Raw genomic sequence first — 18,041 nt, 5'->3', positions numbered from 1 at the left:
AAATAATAATTATGTCTGGGTTAATTGGAAAAAAAATCGGTATGACCAGCATTTTCGATGAAAATGGTAAGAATGTACCATGTACAGTAATCGAAGCTGGACCATGTATCGTTACCCAAGTCAGAACTGAAGAAGTTGACGGTTATAATGCTGTTCAACTTGGTTTCGATGACGCGACAGAAAAAAGTGCTACTAAAGCTGACTTAGGTCATGCTAAAAAAGCAGGGACTTCTGTAAAACGCAAAATCGTTGAATTTAAAGGTTTTGATGCGGAGTACAAGTTAGGTGATGCAATCACTGTAGAGCACTTTGTAGAAGGTGAATTTGTTGATGTATCAGGTACATCAAAAGGAAAAGGATTTCAAGGGGTTGTAAAACGTCATGGATTTGGCGGTGTAGGTCAAGCTACTCACGGACAACATAACCGTTTAAGAGCACCAGGATCTATTGGAGCAGCATCTTACCCAGCAAGAGTATTCAAAGGAATGCGTATGGCAGGTAGAATGGGAACAGATTCAGTTAAAGTTGAAAATTTAAGAGTTTTAAAAGTAGTTCCTGAAAAGAACTTACTAGTTGTTAAAGGTTGTGTACCTGGACATAAAAACGCTTATGTAATTATCAGAAAATAATGAAAGTAGCAGTTTTAGATATAAACGGAAAAGAAACAGGTAGAAAGGCAGACCTTTCTGATGGTGTTTTTGCTATTGAACCTAATAATCATGCTGTATATTTGGATGTTAAGCAATACTTAGCAAATCAAAGACAGGGAACTCACAAAGCTAAAGAGCGTGCTGAGATTACTGGAAGTACACGTAAGATTAAAAAACAAAAAGGTACAGGTACTGCCAGAGCAGGTAGTATTAAGTCAGGAGTTTTTAGAGGTGGAGGACGTATGTTCGGACCAAGACCTAGAAACTATTCATTCAAACTTAATAAAAGCTTAAAACGTTTAGCGCGTAAATCAGCTTTAAGTATTAAGGCAAATGAAAAGTCTATTATTGTCCTAGAGGACTTTAATTTTGATGCTCCAAAGACTAAAAACTTTACAGCTGTATTAAATGCGTTAGACCTACAAAACAAAAAATCACTGTTTGTGTTGGGTACGTCAAATAATAATGTATATTTGTCGTCACGTAATTTGAAAGGCTCAGAAGTTATAATCGCCTCAGAATTAAGTACTTACAAAATATTAAATGCAAATCAAGTTGTCCTTTTAGAGAGCTCTTTAGAAGGAATTGAGTCGAATTTAAGTAAATAGAAGCAAAATGAATATCTTAATTAAACCTATAATCACAGAAAAAGCAACTGCTAATAGCGAGTTAAACAACTGCTATAGTTTCTTTGTGAACACTAAGGCGAACAAGGTAGAAATCAAAAAAGCAGTGGAAGCTGCTTATGGAGTTTCTGTTGAAAAAGTTCGTACTATAAATGTCCGTCCAGATAGAAGTACCAAGTTTACTAAAACTGGTATTCAACATGGTAAAACAAATGCTAAGAAAAAAGCAATTGTACAACTGGCGGAAGGTGAAATGATTGATTTATACACTAACATGTAATTAAAGACAAATGTCAGTAAGAAAATTAAAACCAATCACACCAGGTCAGCGATTTAGAGTAGTAAACGGATTTGACGCCATTACTACTGACAAGCCGGAAAAAAGCTTATTAGCTCCGAAAAAACGATCAGGTGGTAGAAACAGTCAAGGACGTATGACCATGCGCTATAAAGGTGGTGGGCACAAACGTAGATATCGTATAATTGATTTCAAAAGATCTAAAGCAGGTATTCCTGCAGAAGTAGCATCAATACAATACGATCCAAACAGAACAGCGTTTATCGCATTATTGAATTACCAAGATGGTGAGAAAACTTATATCATTGCTCAAAATGGTTTACAAGTAGGTCAAACTGTTGTTTCAGGCGAAGGTTCTTCTCCGGAAATTGGAAATGCAATGCCATTAGCTAATATTCCATTAGGAACAATTATCTCATGTGTTGAGTTAAGACCAGGACAAGGTGCTGTAATGGCAAGAAGTGCTGGAGCTTTTGCTCAGTTAATGGCTAGAGATGGTAAGTTTGCTACTATTAAATTACCATCAGGTGAAACTAGATTAATTTTAGTTACATGTATGGCAACGATAGGAGCAGTTTCTAATTCAGATCATCAATTACTTGTTTCAGGTAAAGCTGGACGTAGTAGATGGTTAGGTAGAAGACCAAGAACAAGACCAGTTGTAATGAATCCAGTTGATCACCCAATGGGAGGTGGTGAAGGTAAGTCATCAGGTGGACATCCACGTTCTAGAAACGGTATACCAGCTAAAGGATATAGAACACGTTCTAAAACTAAAGCGAGTAATAAATATATTGTAGAACGTAGAAAGAAATAAGAAATCATGGCAAGATCATTAAAAAAAGGACCTTACGTTCACTATAAATTAGAGAAAAAAGTAGCTGACAATGTGGAAGCTAACAAAAAGACTGTTATTAAAACTTGGTCAAGAGCAAGTATGATAACACCTGATTTTGTTGGGCAAACAATTGCAGTTCATAACGGTCGTCAGTTTGTTCCAGTTTACGTTACAGAAAACATGGTTGGACATAAGTTAGGAGAATTTTCACCAACAAGATCTTTTAGGGGTCACGCTGGTGCTAAAAATAAAGGTAAAAAGTAAGCTATGGGAAGTCGTAAAAAACAAATGGCAGACGCTATTAAGGAAGGTAAAAAGCAAATAGCTTTCGCTAAACTTAATAACTGTCCTACGTCACCAAGAAAAATGCGTTTAGTAGCCGATTTAGTAAGAGGTGAACGCGTAGAAAAGGCACTTAATATTTTAAAGTTTAGTCAAAAAGAAGCTTCAAATCGTTTAGAGAAATTATTACTTTCTGCGATAGCTAATTGGCAAGCTAAGAATGAAGATGCAAGTATCGAAGATGCTGAATTATTTGTTCAAGAAATAAGAGTAGATGGTGGATCTATGTTAAAAAGATTACGTCCAGCACCACAAGGACGTGCTCACAGAATAAGAAAACGCTCAAACCACGTAACTATCGTGGTTGGAGCTAATAATAAAACACAAAGCTAAGATAGATATGGGACAAAAGACAAATCCAATCGGAAATCGCTTAGGAATTATCAGAGGATGGGAATCTAACTGGTACGGAGGAAACGATTATGGTGATAAGCTTGCCGAAGACGATAAGATTAGAAAATACGTTCACGCGCGTTTATCTAAAGCTAGTGTATCTCGTGTAATTATTGAGAGAACTTTAAAACTTGTAACCGTTACTATCACTACTGCTAGACCTGGTATTATTATCGGAAAAGGTGGACAAGAGGTAGACAAGTTAAAAGAAGAACTTAAGAAAATTACAGGTAAAGAAGTTCAGATTAACATCTTTGAAATTAAGAGACCTGAACTTGATGCGTTTTTAGTAGCAACTAGTATTGCTCGTCAAATTGAAAATAGAATTTCATATAGACGTGCAATTAAAATGGCTATTGCTGCAACAATGCGTATGAATGCTGAAGGAATTAAAGTACAGATTAGTGGTCGTTTGAATGGAGCTGAAATGGCACGTTCAGAACACTACAAAGAAGGACGTATTCCTTTATCAACTTTTAGAGCCGATATTGATTATGCTTTAGTTGAATCTCATACTACTTACGGTAGATTAGGGGTTAAAGTATGGATCATGAAAGGTGAAGTATATGGTAAAAGAGAGCTTTCTCCTCTTGTTGGCTTAGCTAAGAAGCAAGGAAAAGGTGGACGTCAAGGAGGTGGAAAACCACAACAACGTCGTAGAAAGTAATTTTTTAAAGAACAGAAAAAATGTTACAGCCTAAAAGAACAAAATTTAGAAAAATGCAAAAGGGACGTATGAAAGGGAACTCTGGTAGAGGTCACTTGCTTTCAAACGGAACTTTTGGAATAAAATCATTAGATTCTAATTTTTTAACATCACGTCAAATAGAAGCAGCTCGTATTGCCGCTACACGTTACATGAAAAGAGAAGGTCAACTTTGGATTAAAATATTTCCAGATAAGCCGATTACAAAAAAGCCTCTTGAAGTACGTATGGGTAAAGGTAAAGGAGCAGTAGAATATTGGGCAGCAGTTGTTAAACCAGGAAGAATCCTTTTTGAAGTTGGAGGAGTGCCTTTAGAAGTAGCTAAAGAAGCATTAAGACTTGCAGCTCAAAAATTACCAGTAAAAACTAAGTTTGTAATCGCTAGAGATTACGAAGCATAATTTATTTGATATTATGAAACAATCAGAAATTAAAGAATTATCTGTAGCTGAGTTACAAGAGAAACTTAGTGAAACAAAGAAGAGCTATTCAGATTTAAAAATGGCTCATGCAGTTTCTCCTTTAGAGAATCCTATTCAATTACGTCAAGTAAGACGTACGGTTGCAAAAATTGCAACAGAATTAACTAAAAGAGATTTAAAATAATTCTGCTTACAAGATGGAAAAAAGAAACTTAAGAAAAGAGCGTATCGGGATCGTTACTAGTAACAAAATGCAAAAATCAATTGTTGTTGCAGAAGTTAAAAAAGTAAAACACCCTATGTACGGAAAATTCGTGTTGAAAACAAAAAAATATGTTGCACACGATGAGACAAACGATTGTAATATTGGAGATACAGTAAAGATCATGGAAACAAGACCTTTAAGTAAATCTAAATGTTGGAGATTAGTTGAAATAATTGAAAGAGCGAAGTAATTATGGTACAACAAGAATCAAGACTAAGAGTAGCAGATAACACTGGAGCAAAGGAAGTATTAACTATCCGTGTTTTAGGTGGTACTAAAAGAAGATATGCTTCTGTAGGTGACAAAATTGTTGTCACTGTTAAAGATGCTACTCCTAATGGAAACATCAAAAAAGGAGCAGTATCAACAGCAGTAGTTGTGCGTACTAAAAAAGAAGTTAGACGTCCAGACGGATCTTATATCAGATTTGATGATAACGCTTGTGTCCTTTTAAATCCTACGGGAGAAATGAGAGGTACACGTGTTTTTGGACCTGTAGCTAGAGAACTTCGTGATAAACAATTCATGAAAATTGTATCATTGGCACCAGAGGTGCTTTAATTGATAAAAAAATGACAAAGCTAAAAATAAAAACAGGAGATATCGTCAAGGTTATAGCTGGTGATCATAAAGGTTCTGAAGGTAAAGTACAAAAAGTATTTATTGAGAAGAACAAAGCTATAGTTGAAGGAGTAAACATGGTTAAGAAACATACTAAACCAAGTGCACAAAATCCTCAAGGTGGTATTGTAGAAAAAGAGGCATCTATCAACATTTCTAACCTATCTTTATTAACTTCTAAAGGAGAAGAGACTAGAGTAGGATTTAGAATGGAAGGTGATAAGAAAGTCAGATTTTCTAAAAAATCAAATGAAGTAATATAGTTATGGAATATTCACCGAGACTAAAAGAAGAGTATAAAAGCAAAGTAATTGCTGCTCTTACAGAAGAATTTGGATACAGTAATGTAATGCAAGTGCCAAAACTACAAAAGATAGTATTATCTAGAGGTGTAGGGGCTGCAGTTGCTGATAAGAAATTGGTTGACTATGCAGTTGATGAATTTACAACTATCACAGGTCAAAAAGCTGTATCTACTTTATCTAAAAAAGATGTTGCAACTTTCAAATTACGTAAAGGGATGCCAATTGGTGCTAAAGTTACGTTAAGAGGAGAAAGAATGTATGAGTTTTTAGATCGTTTAATAACTTCAGCACTTCCACGTGTTAGAGATTTTAACGGAATAAAAGCTACAGGTTTTGACGGAAGAGGTAACTACAATTTAGGAGTTACTGAACAAATTATCTTTCCAGAAATAAATATTGACAAAGTTAATAAAATTGACGGAATGGATATTACATTTGTAACTTCTGCTGAAACAGATAAAGAAGCAAAATCATTATTAACAGAATTAGGGTTACCTTTTCAAAAAAACTAAGTTATGGCTAAAGAATCAATGAAAGCCCGCGAGGTTAAAAGATCGAAGACAGTAGCTAAATATGCTGAAAAACGTAAAGCTCTTAAAGAAGCTGGAGATTATCAAGCATTACAAAAGTTACCTAAAAACGCATCGCCTATACGTCAACATAATAGATGTAAATTAACAGGTAGACCAAAGGGATATATGCGTACCTTTGGACTTTCTCGTGTTATGTTTAGAGAAATGGCAAATCAAGGTTTAATACCAGGTGTTAAAAAAGCAAGTTGGTAAAATTTTAATTGGTCTTAGGTTCGGGATATTCTGAAAACCAAGTCCGCAAATAAATACATATGTATACAGATCCAATAGCAGATTACTTAACTAGAATTAGAAACGCAGTGCGTGCTAATCACAGAGTTGTAGAAATTCCTGCTTCAAATTTAAAAAAGGACATTACTAAAATATTATTCGATCAAGGATATGTTTTAAGTTATAAGTTCGATGATTCTACTGTTCAAGGTACAATCAAAATTGCCTTAAAATACAATAAGGAAACAAAAGAACCTGTAATTAGAAAATTGCAAAGAATCAGTAAGCCTGGTTTACGTAAATATTCTAGTTCTACAGAATTACCACGTATACTTAATGGATTGGGTATTGCAATCGTTTCTACTTCTCACGGAGTAATGACTGGAAAGCAAGCGCAAAGAGAAAACGTTGGTGGTGAAGTTTTATGTTACGTTTACTAATTTAAAATCCAGAAGAAAATGTCAAGAATAGGAAATAATCCAGTTGCCATTCCAGAAGGAGTAACTGTAACAGTTGATAACAATACAATAACAGTAAAAGGAAAATTAGGTGAGTTAACTCAAGATTTTGATACTGTTGAAGTAAAAGTTGAAGATGGAAATGTATTAGTAACACGTTCTACAGATACTAAAGATCAAAAAGCTAAGCATGGTTTATACCGTTCATTAGTTTTTAATATGATTGAAGGTGTTTCTAAAGGTTGGACTAAACAATTAGAATTAGTTGGTGTAGGTTATAGAGCTTCTAATCAAGGTAATGTCCTTGAACTAGCTTTAGGTTTTTCACATAATATTATTTTAAGTTTAGCACCAGAAGTACAAGTAGAAACTGTTTCTGATAAGGGTAAGAATCCAATAATCAAATTAACTTCTCATGATAAACAATTAGTAGGACAAGTTGCTGCTAAAATCAGAGGATTTAGAAGACCTGAACCGTACAAAGGAAAAGGTATTAAGTTTGTTGGAGAAGTATTAAGAAGAAAAGCAGGTAAATCAGCATAATAATTAGTTATGGCGTTAACAAAAAACGAAAGACGAATAAGAATTAAAAACAGAATCCGTAAGGTTGTTTCTGGTACAGAAGCAAGACCTAGATTAGCTGTTTTTAGAAGTAATAAAGAAATTTATGCTCAATTAGTAGATGACGTTACTGGTAAAACATTAGCTGCTTCATCTTCTAGAGATAAAGATATTGCTGCAAAAGGAAATAAAGTAGAACTAGCTGCATTAGTAGGTAAGTCTATCGCAGAAAAAGCCTTGAAGGCTGGTGTTGAAACGATCGCTTTTGATAGAGGTGGTTATTTATATCATGGTAGAGTAAAATCGTTAGCTGAAGGAGCTAGAGAAGGAGGACTTAAATTCTAAGAAATTATGTATCAAAAATACAAAAGCGCAGAGTTAGTAAAACCAAGTGGATTAGATCTTAAAGATCGTTTAGTTGGTGTGCAAAGAGTTACTAAGGTAACTAAAGGAGGTAGAGCATTTGGTTTTTCTGCAATCGTAGTGGTTGGAGATGAAGCTGGTGTTGTAGGTCAAGGTTTAGGAAAATCAAAAGATGTTGCTAGTGCAATTGCAAAAGCAATAGAAGATGCTAAGAAAAACCTAGTTCGTATCCCTATCATGAAAGGAACATTACCTCATGAACAAAAAGGTAAATTTGGTGGAGCAAGAGTAAATATTATTCCTGCAGCTCCTGGGACAGGAGTTATTGCTGGTGGAGCTGTGAGAACAGTTTTAGAGGCAGTAGGTGTACATGATGTTTTATCTAAATCTCAAGGTTCATCAAATCCACATAATGTTGTTAAGGCTACTTTTGATGCTTTATTACAATTAAGAGACCCTAAAACGATTGCTCGTGAAAGAGGTGTTTCTTTAGAAAAAGTTTTTAACGGATAATCCCAACAGCAATGTCGAAGATAAAAGTAACAAAAGTTAAAAGTGCAATCAACAGAACTCAAAGACAAAAAAGAACTTTATTAGCTCTTGGTCTTAAGAAGATTGGACAAACTATAGAACATGAGGCTACTCCTAATATTTTAGGTATGGTAGCAAAAGTAAACCACTTAGTTTCTGTAGAAGAAACTAAATAATAATACTGAAAATGGATTTAAGTAATTTAAAACCTGCAGAAGGTTCAGTTAAAAATCAAGGTAAAAGAATAGGAAGAGGACAAGGTTCTGGTAAAGGTGGTACTGCGACACGTGGTCACAAAGGAGCTAAGTCAAGATCTGGTTATTCTAAGAAGGTAGGTTTCGAAGGAGGGCAAATGCCACTTCAACGTAGAGTACCTAAGTTTGGTTTTACTAACATTAATCGTATAGAGCATCAAGGTGTTAACTTGGATGTTATTCAACAATTAGTTGACGATAAGAAAATTAAAGATACTTTAGATTTTGATACTTTAGTAGGTCTTGGTTTAGCTGGTAAAAACGAGCTAGTTAAGATTTTAGGAAGAGGAGAGTTAAAAGCTAAATTAAGTATCACAGCTCATAAATTTACTGCTACTGCAAAAGCTGCTATTGAAGCTGCAGGAGGAGAAGCTGTAACTTTATAAGAACAATCGAACGCATGAAATTTATAGAGACATTAAAAAATGTTTGGAAAATTGAAGAATTAAGAAATAGAATTCTAGTAACACTAGGTCTACTTTTAGTTTATCGTTTCGGAGCACAAGTAGTATTACCAGGTATTGACGCAACCCAATTAGAAAGCCTACAAACTGGAACATCAGAAGGTATTTTTGGGATATTAAATGCCTTCACAGGAGGTGCATTTGCTAATGCTTCCGTATTTGCACTTGGAATTATGCCATATATTTCTGCTTCTATTGTAGTTCAATTAATGGGAATTGCAATTCCTTATTTGCAAAAACTACAAAAAGAAGGCGCTAGTGGTCAGAAAAAGATTACTCAAATAACACGTTGGTTAACTATCGCAATATGTTTAGTTCAAGCACCAGGTTATTTAGCTAGTTTACAACCTATGTTTGGTATTCCAAACTCTGCCTTTTTATTAGGGCAAGGTGGTATGTTTTATTTTTCATCAATAGTTATATTAGTAACTGGTTGTATTTTTGCAATGTGGTTAGGTGAGAAAATAACAGATAAAGGAATTGGTAATGGTATCTCACTATTAATTATGGTTGGTATTATCGCAACACTTCCTAAATCTTTCTTACAAAATGCTGCTTCTAGATTAGAAACGGGTAATAATGTAATGATGATTTTATTTGAAATCGTTATTTGGTTTGTTATTATTCTTCTTTCAATCTTGTTAGTAATGGCAGTTCGTAAGATAGCAGTACAATATGCTAGGCGTTCAGCAACTGGAGGTTACGAGAAAAATGTATTTGGATCAAGACAATATATTCCTTTAAAGCTTAATGCTTCTGGTGTAATGCCAATCATTTTTGCTCAAGCGATTATGTTTGTTCCTGGTTTAATTGGTGGTTCATCTTTATTAAAAGATACTGCTTCTGGATTGTGGTTACAATCTAATTTCTCCGACATCTTCGGATTTTGGTATAATTTAGTATTTGCATTATTGATTATAATATTTACATATTTTTATACTGCGATTACCGTTCCTACAAATAAAATGGCTGATGATCTTAAACGAAGTGGAGGATTTATTCCAGGTATTCGTCCAGGGTCAGAAACTTCTGAATATCTAGACAAAATTATGTCTCAAATAACTTTACCAGGTTCTATTTTTCTTGCATTAATAGCTGTGTTCCCAGCATTTATTGTTAAGTTACTTAACGTTCAATCTGGTTGGGCTTTATTTTTCGGAGGTACATCTTTATTAATTATGGTTGGAGTTGCAATTGACACTATGCAACAAGTAAATAGTTACTTGTTAAATAGACACTATGATGGCTTGATGAAGACTGGTAAAAACAGAAAAGCAGTAGCTTAATATTTTAACTATGGCAAAACAAGCAGCAATAGAACAAGACGGAACTATCATTGAAGCATTATCAAATGCTATGTTCCGTGTTGAATTAGAAAATGGTCATATTGTGACCGCACATATTTCGGGTAAGATGCGTATGCATTATATTAAGTTGTTACCAGGAGATAAAGTTAAATTAGAAATGAGTCCTTATGATTTAACTAAGGCTCGTATAACCTATAGATACTAATACGATGAAAGTAAGAGCATCAATTAAAAAGAGAAGTGCAGATTGTAAGATTGTGCGCAGAAAAGGTAGACTTTACGTCATTAACAAAAAGAATCCTAGATTCAAACAAAGACAAGGGTAATTATGGCAAGAATCGCAGGTGTAGACATACCAAAACAAAAAAGAGGAGTGATCTCATTAACTTATATCTACGGAGTAGGTAGAAGTAGAGCTCAAGAAATTTTAGCTGAGGCTAAAGTTGACGAAAACATCAAAGTACAAGACTGGACAGATGATCAAATTGGAGCAATCCGTGAAACTGTAGGTACTTATACTATTGAAGGTGAATTACGTTCTGAAACACAATTAAACATTAAGCGTTTAATGGATATTGGTTGTTACAGAGGAATTCGTCATAGAGTTGGTTTACCTTTAAGAGGTCAACGTACTAAGAATAACTCTAGAACAAGAAAAGGAAGAAGAAAAACAGTTGCTAACAAGAAAAAAGCAACTAAATAATAAGTAGTATGGCAAAGACAAACGCTAAAAGCACAAAAAAACGTAAAGTTATTATTGACGCTGTTGGAGAAGCTCACATTACTGCTTCTTTTAACAATATCATTATTTCACTTACAAATAAAAAAGGAGATGTCATTTCATGGTCATCTGCTGGTAAGATGGGATTTAGAGGTTCTAAGAAAAACACACCTTACGCAGCACAATTAGCAGCAGAAGATGCTTCTGAAGTAGCTAAAGAAGCTGGATTAAAAAAGGTAAAGGTTTATGTTAAAGGACCTGGAAATGGTAGAGAATCTGCTATACGATCTATTCACAATGCAGGAATTGAAGTAACAGAAATAATTGATGTTACTCCATTACCTCATAATGGTTGTCGTCCTCCTAAAAGAAGAAGAGTATAAGTTTACTACATAGTACTTTACTTAAGCAATAAAAAAAAATTAATATCGTCTGTTTATCAGATGGTATTAATTTTTTGTATAAATTTGCAAACTGAAAATTTAAAACAAGTATCAACAAAGAGATTAACGATTATCGAAGGATAAGATTTAGACCTTAATTCATAATCACTCTTAAATCAATTTAAAAATGGCAAGATATACTGGTCCTAAAACTAAAATAGCTCGTAAATTTGGTGAAGCTATATTCGGAGACGATAAGTCTTTTGAGAAAAGAAATTACCCACCAGGTCAACATGGTAACAACAGAAGACGTGGTAAAAAATCTGAGTACGCAATCCAATTAATGGAGAAGCAAAAAGCTAAATATACTTACGGTATTTTAGAGCGTCAGTTCAGAAACATGTTCAAAAGAGCAACTGCAGCTCAAGGAATCACAGGTGAAGTATTACTTCAAATTTGTGAATCTAGATTAGATAATGTAGTGTTTAGAATGGGATTATCTCCTTCTAGAAGTGGAGCAAGACAACTTGTATCTCACAGACATATTACGGTTAATGGAGAGTTAGTAAACATACCTTCATACCAACTTAATGCTGGAGATGTTGTTGCTGTAAGAGAGAAGTCTAAATCTTTAGAGTCTATCGATAGATCTTTATCAAACTCTAGCAATGTATATGAGTGGATTACTTGGAATAGCGAGAAAAAGGAAGGTACTTACGTTTCTGTTCCTGCTAGAATCCAAATTCCAGAAAATATTAATGAGCAATTCATCGTAGAATTATACTCTAAATAATAAATTATTAACATTGGTGTTTAGCCAAAGGGTTTATTTGTATTTCTTCAAACTTATAAACCGCGCAACTAAATAACAATTAAAACGAAGAAAAATTATGGCAGTATTTAATTTCCAAAAACCGGATAAGGTAATAATGATTGATTCAACTGACTTCGAAGGTAAATTCGAATTCAGACCTTTAGAACCAGGTTATGGACTAACAGTGGGAAATGCTTTAAGAAGAGTTTTATTATCTTCTCTAGAAGGATTTGCTATCACATCTGTTAGAATAGAAAGTGTAGACCACGAATTTTCAACAATAGCAGGTGTTGTTGAAGATGTAACAGAAATTATTTTAAATCTTAAACAAGTTCGTTTCAAGCGTCAAATTGAAGATGTTGATAACGAATCTATATCGATTTCAATTTCTGGTCAAGACAAAATTGTAGCAGGAGATTTCCAGAAATTTATTTCAGGTTTCCAAGTATTAAATACAGATCAAGTGATTTGTAACTTAGATTCTAAGGTAAATATCAACATGGAAATTACTGTTGAAAAAGGTAGAGGATATGTTCCTGCAGAAGAAAACAAAAAAGCTTCAGCACCAATAGGTACTATTTTTACTGATTCAATTTACACACCAATTAAAAATGTTAAGTACAGCATTGAGAATTATCGTGTAGAACAAAAAACGGATTACGAAAAATTAGTTTTCGAAATCCAGACTGATGGTTCTATTACGCCTCAAGATGCATTAACAGAAGCTGCAAAAACTCTGATTCACCACTTTATGTTATTCTCTGATGAGCGTATTACATTGGAAGCTGATGAGATTGCTCAAACTGAAACTTATGATGAAGAATCACTTCACATGAGACAGTTACTTAAAACTAAATTAGTAGATATGGACCTTTCTGTTCGTGCTCTAAATTGTTTAAAAGCAGCAGAGGTAGATACTTTAGGAGACTTAGTATCTTTTAATAAAAATGATTTAATGAAGTTCCGTAATTTTGGAAAGAAATCTTTAACAGAGCTTGAAGAGCTAGTAAATGTTAAAGGATTAAATTTCGGAATGGATCTTTCAAAATACAAACTAGATAAAGACTAATACATCATATTTTGCTCCTCATAAAGAGTTTGAGCAAGATGATGATTAAAAACAAATGTCATGAGACACGGAAAAAAAGTAAACCATTTAGGTAGAAAAACTGCTCACAGAAAATCAATGTTGGCAAATATGGGTTGTTCTTTAATAGAACATAAACGTATTAACACAACTGTTGCTAAAGCTAAAGCTTTAAAAGGATTTATTGAGCCATTAATCACTAAGGCTAAAGATGATACAACGCACAATAGACGTCTTGTATTTTCTAAATTACGTCAAAAAGAAGCTGTAACTGAACTTTTTAGAGATGTTGCTGCTAAAATTGGTGATCGTCCAGGTGGATATACTAGAATTATCAAGTTAGGAAACCGTTTAGGTGATAACGCTGATATGGCAATGATTGAATTAGTAGATTACAACGAAATCTACAATGCAGATAAAAAAGCTAAGAAAACTACTCGTAGAAGTCGTAGAGGTGGTAGTAGTAATACTGTTACTCCTCCAGTCGCTTCAAATGAAGAAGAATAGTTTCTTAATTTGCTGTTAAATTATTATTAAAAGAGAGATAAGCTTTATAAGTTTATCTCTTTTTTTTTACATTTAAGCAAACATATTTGTATGAAACCTATCTTATTACTTATTGCTTTTATTGTTATGACTTCGGTGTCAGCACAAGTTATTAAAAACGAGATTTCTACAGGTCAAGCTAAACATCCTAATCTTCCTTTAGTAGATCTTAATTCTAGATTACAAGACAAATTTAATGCTGTAAACTATCAAGGATATTATTTGGCTAATGCAAGTCTACCTGATGTTTCTGGTTCGCCATTTCCTTTTGAAGATGCTGTTATTATAATTAACACTACAGATGGTAAAGCATATAAAGTACCTAATGGTAATTATAATGCTAGCACAGATGAAGTAGTTTCTAATTTTGCAAAAGATTCTTCTTTTGTTTTTCAATCTAACATGATTAAGTCTGTTAAGTTTCAAAAATATACTGCTAAGCCATATATTGATGCTACTAGTAAAATTAGTTTCTATTTTGAATTAACTCCTCATGCTTCTATCAGGTTGTTAAAAAAGTATTCAGCTAAAATTATTGATGGTCAAATTAATGTTTTAACAAAACAAAAAACGTCTTCTGATATGTATAGCTTATCAGACAGCTATGGCATAACTATTGATGATAAAACAGTAACAGAATTTAAGCTGAACAAAAAGGCTGTTTTAAAACTATTGTCTAGTCATAAAAAGTTAATTCAAGACTTTGTTAAAAATGAAAATTTATCATACAAAGAAGAATATGACGTTATAAGAATGCTAAATTATTATAGTATTATTTCAAAATCAAATTAAATATAATTCACACACACACACACATTCAAAAAATCACACATGAAAAACTACTTATTTATTTTTACTTTATTATTATCAACCTTATCCTTTGCACAAGGAAGTAACGGTTTTAGCTCAAATTTATCATCTGCAACTATAGATAATAGTCAGCAAAATATGTTTAATGCGGTTAATTACCAAGGTGCTTACTTAGCAAATGGTAAATCAAGCGCTGTTATAGGATCGCCTTTTGCATTTGAGGATGCTACAATTGAAATCACTTCAAAGGAAGGTAAAGTTTATAAAGTGCCAAACGGAAATTATAATGCTAAATCAAACCAAATCGTTTCAAATTTTGCCAAAGACTCTTCTTTTGTTTTTGACGCAAAAGCAATAGAGTCAGTTAAATTTGATAAGTATGTTGCTAAGATTTATAGAGATGAAGATAGCAGGGCTAAATTCTTTTTTGAGTTAACGCCACATGCTACGGTTAAGCTTTTAAAAAGATACGAAGCGATAATTAAAGATGGTCAGATTAATGTAATGACTAAGCAAAAAACATCTCCAGATAAATATGTTGTTAATGACAGTTATGCTGTTTCAAAAGATGGAGTAACTACGGAAGAGTTTAAATTGAAAAAGAAATCAATTTTAAAGTTACTTGGTGACAAGAAAAAGTTAGTTGAAAAATTTGTTGACGATAATGATTTATCTTACAAAGAGGAAGCAGATGTTGTCAAGATATTTAATTATTATAGCATTAATTAATATGCAAGACATTAAAAAAGGGTAATCTATTTTAGATTATCCTTTTTTTTATGCAATTTTGTGAAACTTTTAGAATTATGAAATATCAAAGATTAAAAAAAGCTCTGATTTTATTAGAGGATGGCACCATTTTTCATGGAAAAGCTGTTGGAAAAGAAGGAACAGCATTTGGAGAAATTTGCTTCAACACAGGAATGACTGGATATCAAGAAATTTTTACAGATCCTTCATATTTTGGTCAACTTATGGTAACAACCAATGCTCATATTGGTAATTATGGTGTTAATGATAACGAAAACGAATCGGACTCGATTAAAATTTCGGGATTAATCTGTAAAAATTTTAGTTATGATTTTTCAAGAGTTGACTCAAACGGATCTTTAGAGGACTTTCTTAACAAGCATAATCTACTTGCAATTTCAGATGTGGATACCAGAGCCTTAGTTAGCTATATTAGAGACAATGGTGTAATGAATGCGATTATATCAACAAATGTAGATAATATAGATGGTTTAAAGCAACAGTTAGCAGATGTACCATCTATGAGTGGACTAGAATTAGCATCAAAAGTATCTACCAAAGAGCCATATTTTATTGGTGATGAAAATGCTCCAATCAAAATAGCTGCATTAGACATAGGTATAAAAAAGAATATTTTACGTAACCTAGTTAAAAGAGAGGCTTATGTTAAAGTGTTTCCTTACAATGCAACATTTGAAGATTTAAATTCATGGAATCCTGATGGATATTTCTTGTCTAATGGACCAGGTGACCCAGAACCATTGGTAGAGGCTCAAGCATTAGCTAAAGAAGTCATAAAAAGAGATTTACCATTATTTGGTATCTGTTTAGGACATCAAGTAATAGCTCTAGCTAACGGAATCTCTACTTACAAAATGCATAATGGACACAGAGGAATAAATCATCCCGTTAAAAACTTAATTACAGGTAAGGGTGAAATTACATCTCAAAATCATGGATTTGCAGTAAATAGGGAAGAGGCTGAGGCGCATCCAGACATTGAAATAACACATGTGCATCTAAACGATAATACAGTTGCAGGTTTAAAGATGAAATCTAAAAACGTGTTCTCTGTACAATATCATCCAGAAGCAAGTCCAGGTCCACATGACTCATCCTACTTATTTGACCAATTTATAAGTAATATAAAAAATAAATAATATTAATAAGACAACGATTTTAAAGTTTCGTTGTCTTTTTTATTTTACTAAAACGTTATAGATAAAATTTTATGTATTTCTATTATAAATCCTATATATAGCTGAAAATTAAACGTTAAATTTGAAATTAATAAACTAAAATCACACACATATGAGTATTATAATTAATGTTCACGCAAGACAAATTTTTGATTCCAGAGGAAATCCAACGGTAGAAGTAGATGTTGAAACAGAAAACGGTTATGTTGGTAGAGCAGCAGTACCTTCTGGAGCTTCAACAGGAGAACATGAAGCTGTAGAGTTACGTGATGGAGGACCTAAATACATGGGTAAAGGAGTTAGTAAAGCTGTAGATAATGTAAATAATATTCTAGCTGAAGAGCTTTTAGGAGTTAATGTTTTTGAACAAAATTATGTAGATACACTAATGTGTAAAATAGACGGTACACCTAATAAATCTAAGTTAGGTGCCAATGCTATTTTAGGAGTATCTTTAGCTGTTGCTAAAGCTGCTGCTGCAGAACTAGGGATGCCATTATATAGATACATTGGAGGTGTTAGTGCAAATACATTACCAGTGCCAATGATGAATATCATTAACGGAGGATCACATAGTGATGCACCTATCGCATTTCAAGAGTTTATGGTTATGCCAGTCAAAGCCAAAAACTTTTCTCATGCATTACAAATGGGAACAGAAATTTTTCATAACCTGAAAAAAGTATTACATGACAGAGGTTTAAGTACAGCTGTAGGTGATGAAGGTGGTTTTGCACCAACTTTAGATGGTACTGAGGATGCTTTGGATACTATCGCAATAGCTGTTAAAAATGCAGGATATACACTTGGAGACGATGTAATGATTGCTCTAGATTGTGCTGCTGCAGAATTTTATGTTAATGGAAACTACGATTATTCTAAATTTGAAGGCGAAACTGGTAAAGTACGTTCAAGTAAAGAACAAGCAGATTACTTAGCAGAATTGTCTAGAAACTACCCTATTATTTCTATTGAAGATGGTATGGATGAAAACGACTGGGAAGGCTGGAAATATTTAACTGAACAAGTTGGAGATAAAGTGCAATTAGTAGGTGATGATTTATTTGTTACTAACGTAGAAAGATTATCAAGAGGTATAAAAGAAGATATTGCCAATTCTATCTTAATTAAAGTAAATCAAATTGGTACATTAACCGAAACTATTGCTGCTGTAAATATGGCTCATAACGCAGGTTATACTTCAGTAATGTCTCATAGATCAGGAGAGACTGAGGATAATACAATTGCAGATTTAGCAGTAGCACTTAATTGTGGACAGATAAAAACAGGATCTGCATCTCGTAGTGATCGTATGGCTAAATACAATCAATTACTTCGTATTGAAGAAGAATTAGGAGAAGTGGCTTACTATCCAAAAGATAAAGCATTCAAGATTAAAAGATAAGTAATTTACTATTCTAAATACAAAGCCTTTCAGCGTAAGTTGAAAGGCTTTTTTAGTTTTATTCATATTGATAAATTAAACCTATACTAAAATTGTTAAAACCATTATAAATACCCTTT

32 protein-coding genes are annotated in these 18,041 nt (G+C 33.3%); all 32 read left to right on the top strand.

Going from position 1 to position 18,041, the window contains the following annotated elements:
- Positions 1–11 precede the first annotated feature (11 nt).
- A complete protein-coding gene (gene rplC / locus V6251_RS11640) occupies positions 12–629 on the top strand; it encodes a 50S ribosomal protein L3 (RefSeq protein WP_028283869.1) in 618 nt (205 codons plus the stop codon).
- Positions 629–1,258 carry a 50S ribosomal protein L4 gene (rplD, locus tag V6251_RS11635; RefSeq protein WP_145000912.1) on the top strand — a complete coding sequence of 210 codons (630 nt, stop codon included), beginning with the start codon at positions 629–631 and terminating at the stop codon, positions 1,256–1,258. Before rplC ends, rplD begins: the two co-directional genes overlap by 1 nt.
- Positions 1,259–1,265: 7 nt before the next feature.
- Positions 1,266–1,556 (top strand): 50S ribosomal protein L23, encoded by a 291-nt coding sequence (gene rplW, locus V6251_RS11630; RefSeq protein WP_028283871.1) that lies wholly within the window; start codon positions 1,266–1,268, stop codon positions 1,554–1,556.
- Between the two features lie 10 nt (positions 1,557–1,566).
- Positions 1,567–2,391: a 50S ribosomal protein L2 gene (rplB, locus tag V6251_RS11625; protein WP_145000910.1), complete on the top strand. Its 825-nt coding sequence runs from the start codon at positions 1,567–1,569 to the stop codon at positions 2,389–2,391.
- Positions 2,392–2,397: 6 nt separating this feature from the next.
- Positions 2,398–2,676, top strand: coding sequence for a 30S ribosomal protein S19 (gene rpsS / locus V6251_RS11620; RefSeq protein WP_028283873.1), 279 nt, complete (start codon positions 2,398–2,400; stop codon positions 2,674–2,676).
- Between the two features lie 3 nt (positions 2,677–2,679).
- Positions 2,680–3,087: a 50S ribosomal protein L22 gene (rplV, locus tag V6251_RS11615; RefSeq protein WP_145000908.1), complete on the top strand. Its 408-nt coding sequence runs from the start codon at positions 2,680–2,682 to the stop codon at positions 3,085–3,087.
- Positions 3,088–3,094: 7 nt separating this feature from the next.
- Positions 3,095–3,814, top strand: coding sequence for a 30S ribosomal protein S3 (gene rpsC / locus V6251_RS11610; protein WP_028283875.1), 720 nt, complete (start codon positions 3,095–3,097; stop codon positions 3,812–3,814).
- Positions 3,815–3,834: 20 nt separating this feature from the next.
- A complete protein-coding gene (rplP, locus tag V6251_RS11605) occupies positions 3,835–4,254 on the top strand; it encodes a 50S ribosomal protein L16 (RefSeq protein ID WP_028283876.1) in 420 nt (139 codons plus the stop codon).
- 13 nt (positions 4,255–4,267) lie between these two features.
- Positions 4,268–4,459 (top strand): 50S ribosomal protein L29, encoded by a 192-nt coding sequence (rpmC, locus tag V6251_RS11600; protein WP_028283877.1) that lies wholly within the window; start codon positions 4,268–4,270, stop codon positions 4,457–4,459.
- 13 nt (positions 4,460–4,472) lie between these two features.
- Complete coding sequence (gene rpsQ / locus V6251_RS11595) at positions 4,473–4,730, top strand: 30S ribosomal protein S17 (RefSeq protein WP_028283878.1); 258 nt, start codon at positions 4,473–4,475, stop codon at positions 4,728–4,730.
- Positions 4,731–4,732: 2 nt separating this feature from the next.
- On the top strand, positions 4,733–5,101 hold the full coding sequence (gene rplN / locus V6251_RS11590) for a 50S ribosomal protein L14 (protein ID WP_028283879.1): 369 nt from the start codon (positions 4,733–4,735) through the stop codon (positions 5,099–5,101).
- Between the two features lie 11 nt (positions 5,102–5,112).
- Positions 5,113–5,424 carry a 50S ribosomal protein L24 gene (rplX, locus tag V6251_RS11585; protein WP_292946130.1) on the top strand — a complete coding sequence of 104 codons (312 nt, stop codon included), beginning with the start codon at positions 5,113–5,115 and terminating at the stop codon, positions 5,422–5,424.
- Between the two features lie 2 nt (positions 5,425–5,426).
- Entirely contained in the window at positions 5,427–5,978 is a 552-nt protein-coding gene (rplE, locus tag V6251_RS11580) for a 50S ribosomal protein L5 (protein ID WP_292946133.1), read from the top strand.
- Between the two features lie 3 nt (positions 5,979–5,981).
- Positions 5,982–6,251 carry a 30S ribosomal protein S14 gene (rpsN, locus tag V6251_RS11575; protein WP_028283882.1) on the top strand — a complete coding sequence of 90 codons (270 nt, stop codon included), beginning with the start codon at positions 5,982–5,984 and terminating at the stop codon, positions 6,249–6,251.
- Positions 6,252–6,310: 59 nt separating this feature from the next.
- On the top strand, positions 6,311–6,709 hold the full coding sequence (gene rpsH / locus V6251_RS11570) for a 30S ribosomal protein S8 (protein WP_145000899.1): 399 nt from the start codon (positions 6,311–6,313) through the stop codon (positions 6,707–6,709).
- Positions 6,710–6,727: 18 nt separating this feature from the next.
- Positions 6,728–7,270: a 50S ribosomal protein L6 gene (rplF, locus tag V6251_RS11565; RefSeq protein WP_145000897.1), complete on the top strand. Its 543-nt coding sequence runs from the start codon at positions 6,728–6,730 to the stop codon at positions 7,268–7,270.
- Between the two features lie 9 nt (positions 7,271–7,279).
- Positions 7,280–7,633, top strand: coding sequence for a 50S ribosomal protein L18 (gene rplR / locus V6251_RS11560; RefSeq protein ID WP_145000895.1), 354 nt, complete (start codon positions 7,280–7,282; stop codon positions 7,631–7,633).
- A gap of 6 nt (positions 7,634–7,639) precedes the next feature.
- Positions 7,640–8,164, top strand: coding sequence for a 30S ribosomal protein S5 (gene rpsE / locus V6251_RS11555; protein ID WP_099570084.1), 525 nt, complete (start codon positions 7,640–7,642; stop codon positions 8,162–8,164).
- A gap of 11 nt (positions 8,165–8,175) precedes the next feature.
- Entirely contained in the window at positions 8,176–8,358 is a 183-nt protein-coding gene (gene rpmD, locus V6251_RS11550; protein ID WP_028283887.1) for a 50S ribosomal protein L30, read from the top strand.
- Between the two features lie 11 nt (positions 8,359–8,369).
- Complete coding sequence (rplO, locus tag V6251_RS11545) at positions 8,370–8,822, top strand: 50S ribosomal protein L15 (RefSeq protein ID WP_090841251.1); 453 nt, start codon at positions 8,370–8,372, stop codon at positions 8,820–8,822.
- A gap of 14 nt (positions 8,823–8,836) precedes the next feature.
- Positions 8,837–10,186, top strand: coding sequence for a preprotein translocase subunit SecY (secY, locus tag V6251_RS11540; protein ID WP_145000893.1), 1,350 nt, complete (start codon positions 8,837–8,839; stop codon positions 10,184–10,186).
- A 10-nt stretch (positions 10,187–10,196) separates the two neighbouring features.
- Entirely contained in the window at positions 10,197–10,412 is a 216-nt protein-coding gene (gene infA, locus V6251_RS11535; RefSeq protein WP_007094967.1) for a translation initiation factor IF-1, read from the top strand.
- 4 nt (positions 10,413–10,416) lie between these two features.
- A complete protein-coding gene (ykgO, locus tag V6251_RS11530; protein WP_010519235.1) occupies positions 10,417–10,533 on the top strand; it encodes a type B 50S ribosomal protein L36 in 117 nt (38 codons plus the stop codon).
- A 2-nt stretch (positions 10,534–10,535) separates the two neighbouring features.
- Positions 10,536–10,910 (top strand): 30S ribosomal protein S13, encoded by a 375-nt coding sequence (rpsM, locus tag V6251_RS11525; protein WP_028283890.1) that lies wholly within the window; start codon positions 10,536–10,538, stop codon positions 10,908–10,910.
- An 8-nt stretch (positions 10,911–10,918) separates the two neighbouring features.
- Positions 10,919–11,311 carry a 30S ribosomal protein S11 gene (gene rpsK, locus V6251_RS11520; RefSeq protein ID WP_028283891.1) on the top strand — a complete coding sequence of 131 codons (393 nt, stop codon included), beginning with the start codon at positions 10,919–10,921 and terminating at the stop codon, positions 11,309–11,311.
- 187 nt (positions 11,312–11,498) lie between these two features.
- On the top strand, positions 11,499–12,104 hold the full coding sequence (gene rpsD / locus V6251_RS11515) for a 30S ribosomal protein S4 (protein WP_145000891.1): 606 nt from the start codon (positions 11,499–11,501) through the stop codon (positions 12,102–12,104).
- 97 nt (positions 12,105–12,201) lie between these two features.
- Positions 12,202–13,194, top strand: coding sequence for a DNA-directed RNA polymerase subunit alpha (locus V6251_RS11510; RefSeq protein WP_028283893.1), 993 nt, complete (start codon positions 12,202–12,204; stop codon positions 13,192–13,194).
- A 60-nt stretch (positions 13,195–13,254) separates the two neighbouring features.
- Positions 13,255–13,719: a 50S ribosomal protein L17 gene (gene rplQ / locus V6251_RS11505; protein WP_145000889.1), complete on the top strand. Its 465-nt coding sequence runs from the start codon at positions 13,255–13,257 to the stop codon at positions 13,717–13,719.
- Positions 13,720–13,809: 90 nt separating this feature from the next.
- Positions 13,810–14,550: a hypothetical protein gene (locus V6251_RS11500; protein WP_341588341.1), complete on the top strand. Its 741-nt coding sequence runs from the start codon at positions 13,810–13,812 to the stop codon at positions 14,548–14,550.
- A 39-nt stretch (positions 14,551–14,589) separates the two neighbouring features.
- Complete coding sequence (locus V6251_RS11495; protein ID WP_341588340.1) at positions 14,590–15,297, top strand: hypothetical protein; 708 nt, start codon at positions 14,590–14,592, stop codon at positions 15,295–15,297.
- Between the two features lie 77 nt (positions 15,298–15,374).
- Positions 15,375–16,478: a glutamine-hydrolyzing carbamoyl-phosphate synthase small subunit gene (gene carA, locus V6251_RS11490; RefSeq protein WP_341588339.1), complete on the top strand. Its 1,104-nt coding sequence runs from the start codon at positions 15,375–15,377 to the stop codon at positions 16,476–16,478.
- A gap of 151 nt (positions 16,479–16,629) precedes the next feature.
- Positions 16,630–17,922, top strand: a complete 1,293-nt coding sequence (gene eno / locus V6251_RS11485; protein ID WP_099570092.1) for a phosphopyruvate hydratase — start codon at positions 16,630–16,632, stop codon at positions 17,920–17,922.
- Positions 17,923–18,041 lie beyond the last annotated feature (119 nt).

Source organism: Olleya sp. Ti.3.14, from assembly GCF_038154885.1.
Taxonomy (GTDB): Bacteria; Bacteroidota; Bacteroidia; order Flavobacteriales; family Flavobacteriaceae; genus Olleya.
This window is presented reverse-complemented; position numbering and strand designations above follow the sequence as displayed.

Bases quoted from the DNA above. Each gene is read 5' to 3' on its own strand.
- infA (WP_007094967.1), top strand. From the start codon at position 10,197: ATGGCAAAACAAGCAGCAATAGAACAAGACGGAACTATCATTGAAGCA.
- rplQ (WP_145000889.1), top strand. From the start codon at position 13,255: ATGAGACACGGAAAAAAAGTAAACCATTTAGGTAGAAAAACTGCTCAC.
- rplD (WP_145000912.1), top strand. From the start codon at position 629: ATGAAAGTAGCAGTTTTAGATATAAACGGAAAAGAAACAGGTAGAAAG.
- rpsK (WP_028283891.1), top strand. From the start codon at position 10,919: ATGGCAAAGACAAACGCTAAAAGCACAAAAAAACGTAAAGTTATTATT.
- rplE (WP_292946133.1), top strand. From the start codon at position 5,427: ATGGAATATTCACCGAGACTAAAAGAAGAGTATAAAAGCAAAGTAATT.
- rpsE (WP_099570084.1), top strand. From the start codon at position 7,640: ATGTATCAAAAATACAAAAGCGCAGAGTTAGTAAAACCAAGTGGATTA.
- rpmC (WP_028283877.1), top strand. From the start codon at position 4,268: ATGAAACAATCAGAAATTAAAGAATTATCTGTAGCTGAGTTACAAGAG.
- rpsS (WP_028283873.1), top strand. From the start codon at position 2,398: ATGGCAAGATCATTAAAAAAAGGACCTTACGTTCACTATAAATTAGAG.
- rplB (WP_145000910.1), top strand. From the start codon at position 1,567: ATGTCAGTAAGAAAATTAAAACCAATCACACCAGGTCAGCGATTTAGA.
- rplC (WP_028283869.1), top strand. From the start codon at position 12: ATGTCTGGGTTAATTGGAAAAAAAATCGGTATGACCAGCATTTTCGAT.
- rplR (WP_145000895.1), top strand. From the start codon at position 7,280: ATGGCGTTAACAAAAAACGAAAGACGAATAAGAATTAAAAACAGAATC.
- rplX (WP_292946130.1), top strand. From the start codon at position 5,113: ATGACAAAGCTAAAAATAAAAACAGGAGATATCGTCAAGGTTATAGCT.
- V6251_RS11495 (WP_341588340.1), top strand. From the start codon at position 14,590: ATGAAAAACTACTTATTTATTTTTACTTTATTATTATCAACCTTATCC.
- rplP (WP_028283876.1), top strand. From the start codon at position 3,835: ATGTTACAGCCTAAAAGAACAAAATTTAGAAAAATGCAAAAGGGACGT.
- rplN (WP_028283879.1), top strand. From the start codon at position 4,733: ATGGTACAACAAGAATCAAGACTAAGAGTAGCAGATAACACTGGAGCA.
- secY (WP_145000893.1), top strand. From the start codon at position 8,837: ATGAAATTTATAGAGACATTAAAAAATGTTTGGAAAATTGAAGAATTA.
- rpsH (WP_145000899.1), top strand. From the start codon at position 6,311: ATGTATACAGATCCAATAGCAGATTACTTAACTAGAATTAGAAACGCA.
- rplV (WP_145000908.1), top strand. From the start codon at position 2,680: ATGGGAAGTCGTAAAAAACAAATGGCAGACGCTATTAAGGAAGGTAAA.
- V6251_RS11510 (WP_028283893.1), top strand. From the start codon at position 12,202: ATGGCAGTATTTAATTTCCAAAAACCGGATAAGGTAATAATGATTGAT.
- eno (WP_099570092.1), top strand. From the start codon at position 16,630: ATGAGTATTATAATTAATGTTCACGCAAGACAAATTTTTGATTCCAGA.
- rpsC (WP_028283875.1), top strand. From the start codon at position 3,095: ATGGGACAAAAGACAAATCCAATCGGAAATCGCTTAGGAATTATCAGA.
- rplF (WP_145000897.1), top strand. From the start codon at position 6,728: ATGTCAAGAATAGGAAATAATCCAGTTGCCATTCCAGAAGGAGTAACT.
- rpsQ (WP_028283878.1), top strand. From the start codon at position 4,473: ATGGAAAAAAGAAACTTAAGAAAAGAGCGTATCGGGATCGTTACTAGT.
- rpsD (WP_145000891.1), top strand. From the start codon at position 11,499: ATGGCAAGATATACTGGTCCTAAAACTAAAATAGCTCGTAAATTTGGT.
- rplO (WP_090841251.1), top strand. From the start codon at position 8,370: ATGGATTTAAGTAATTTAAAACCTGCAGAAGGTTCAGTTAAAAATCAA.
- rpsM (WP_028283890.1), top strand. From the start codon at position 10,536: ATGGCAAGAATCGCAGGTGTAGACATACCAAAACAAAAAAGAGGAGTG.
- rplW (WP_028283871.1), top strand. From the start codon at position 1,266: ATGAATATCTTAATTAAACCTATAATCACAGAAAAAGCAACTGCTAAT.
- ykgO (WP_010519235.1), top strand. From the start codon at position 10,417: ATGAAAGTAAGAGCATCAATTAAAAAGAGAAGTGCAGATTGTAAGATT.
- rpmD (WP_028283887.1), top strand. From the start codon at position 8,176: ATGTCGAAGATAAAAGTAACAAAAGTTAAAAGTGCAATCAACAGAACT.
- rpsN (WP_028283882.1), top strand. From the start codon at position 5,982: ATGGCTAAAGAATCAATGAAAGCCCGCGAGGTTAAAAGATCGAAGACA.
- V6251_RS11500 (WP_341588341.1), top strand. From the start codon at position 13,810: ATGAAACCTATCTTATTACTTATTGCTTTTATTGTTATGACTTCGGTG.
- carA (WP_341588339.1), top strand. From the start codon at position 15,375: ATGAAATATCAAAGATTAAAAAAAGCTCTGATTTTATTAGAGGATGGC.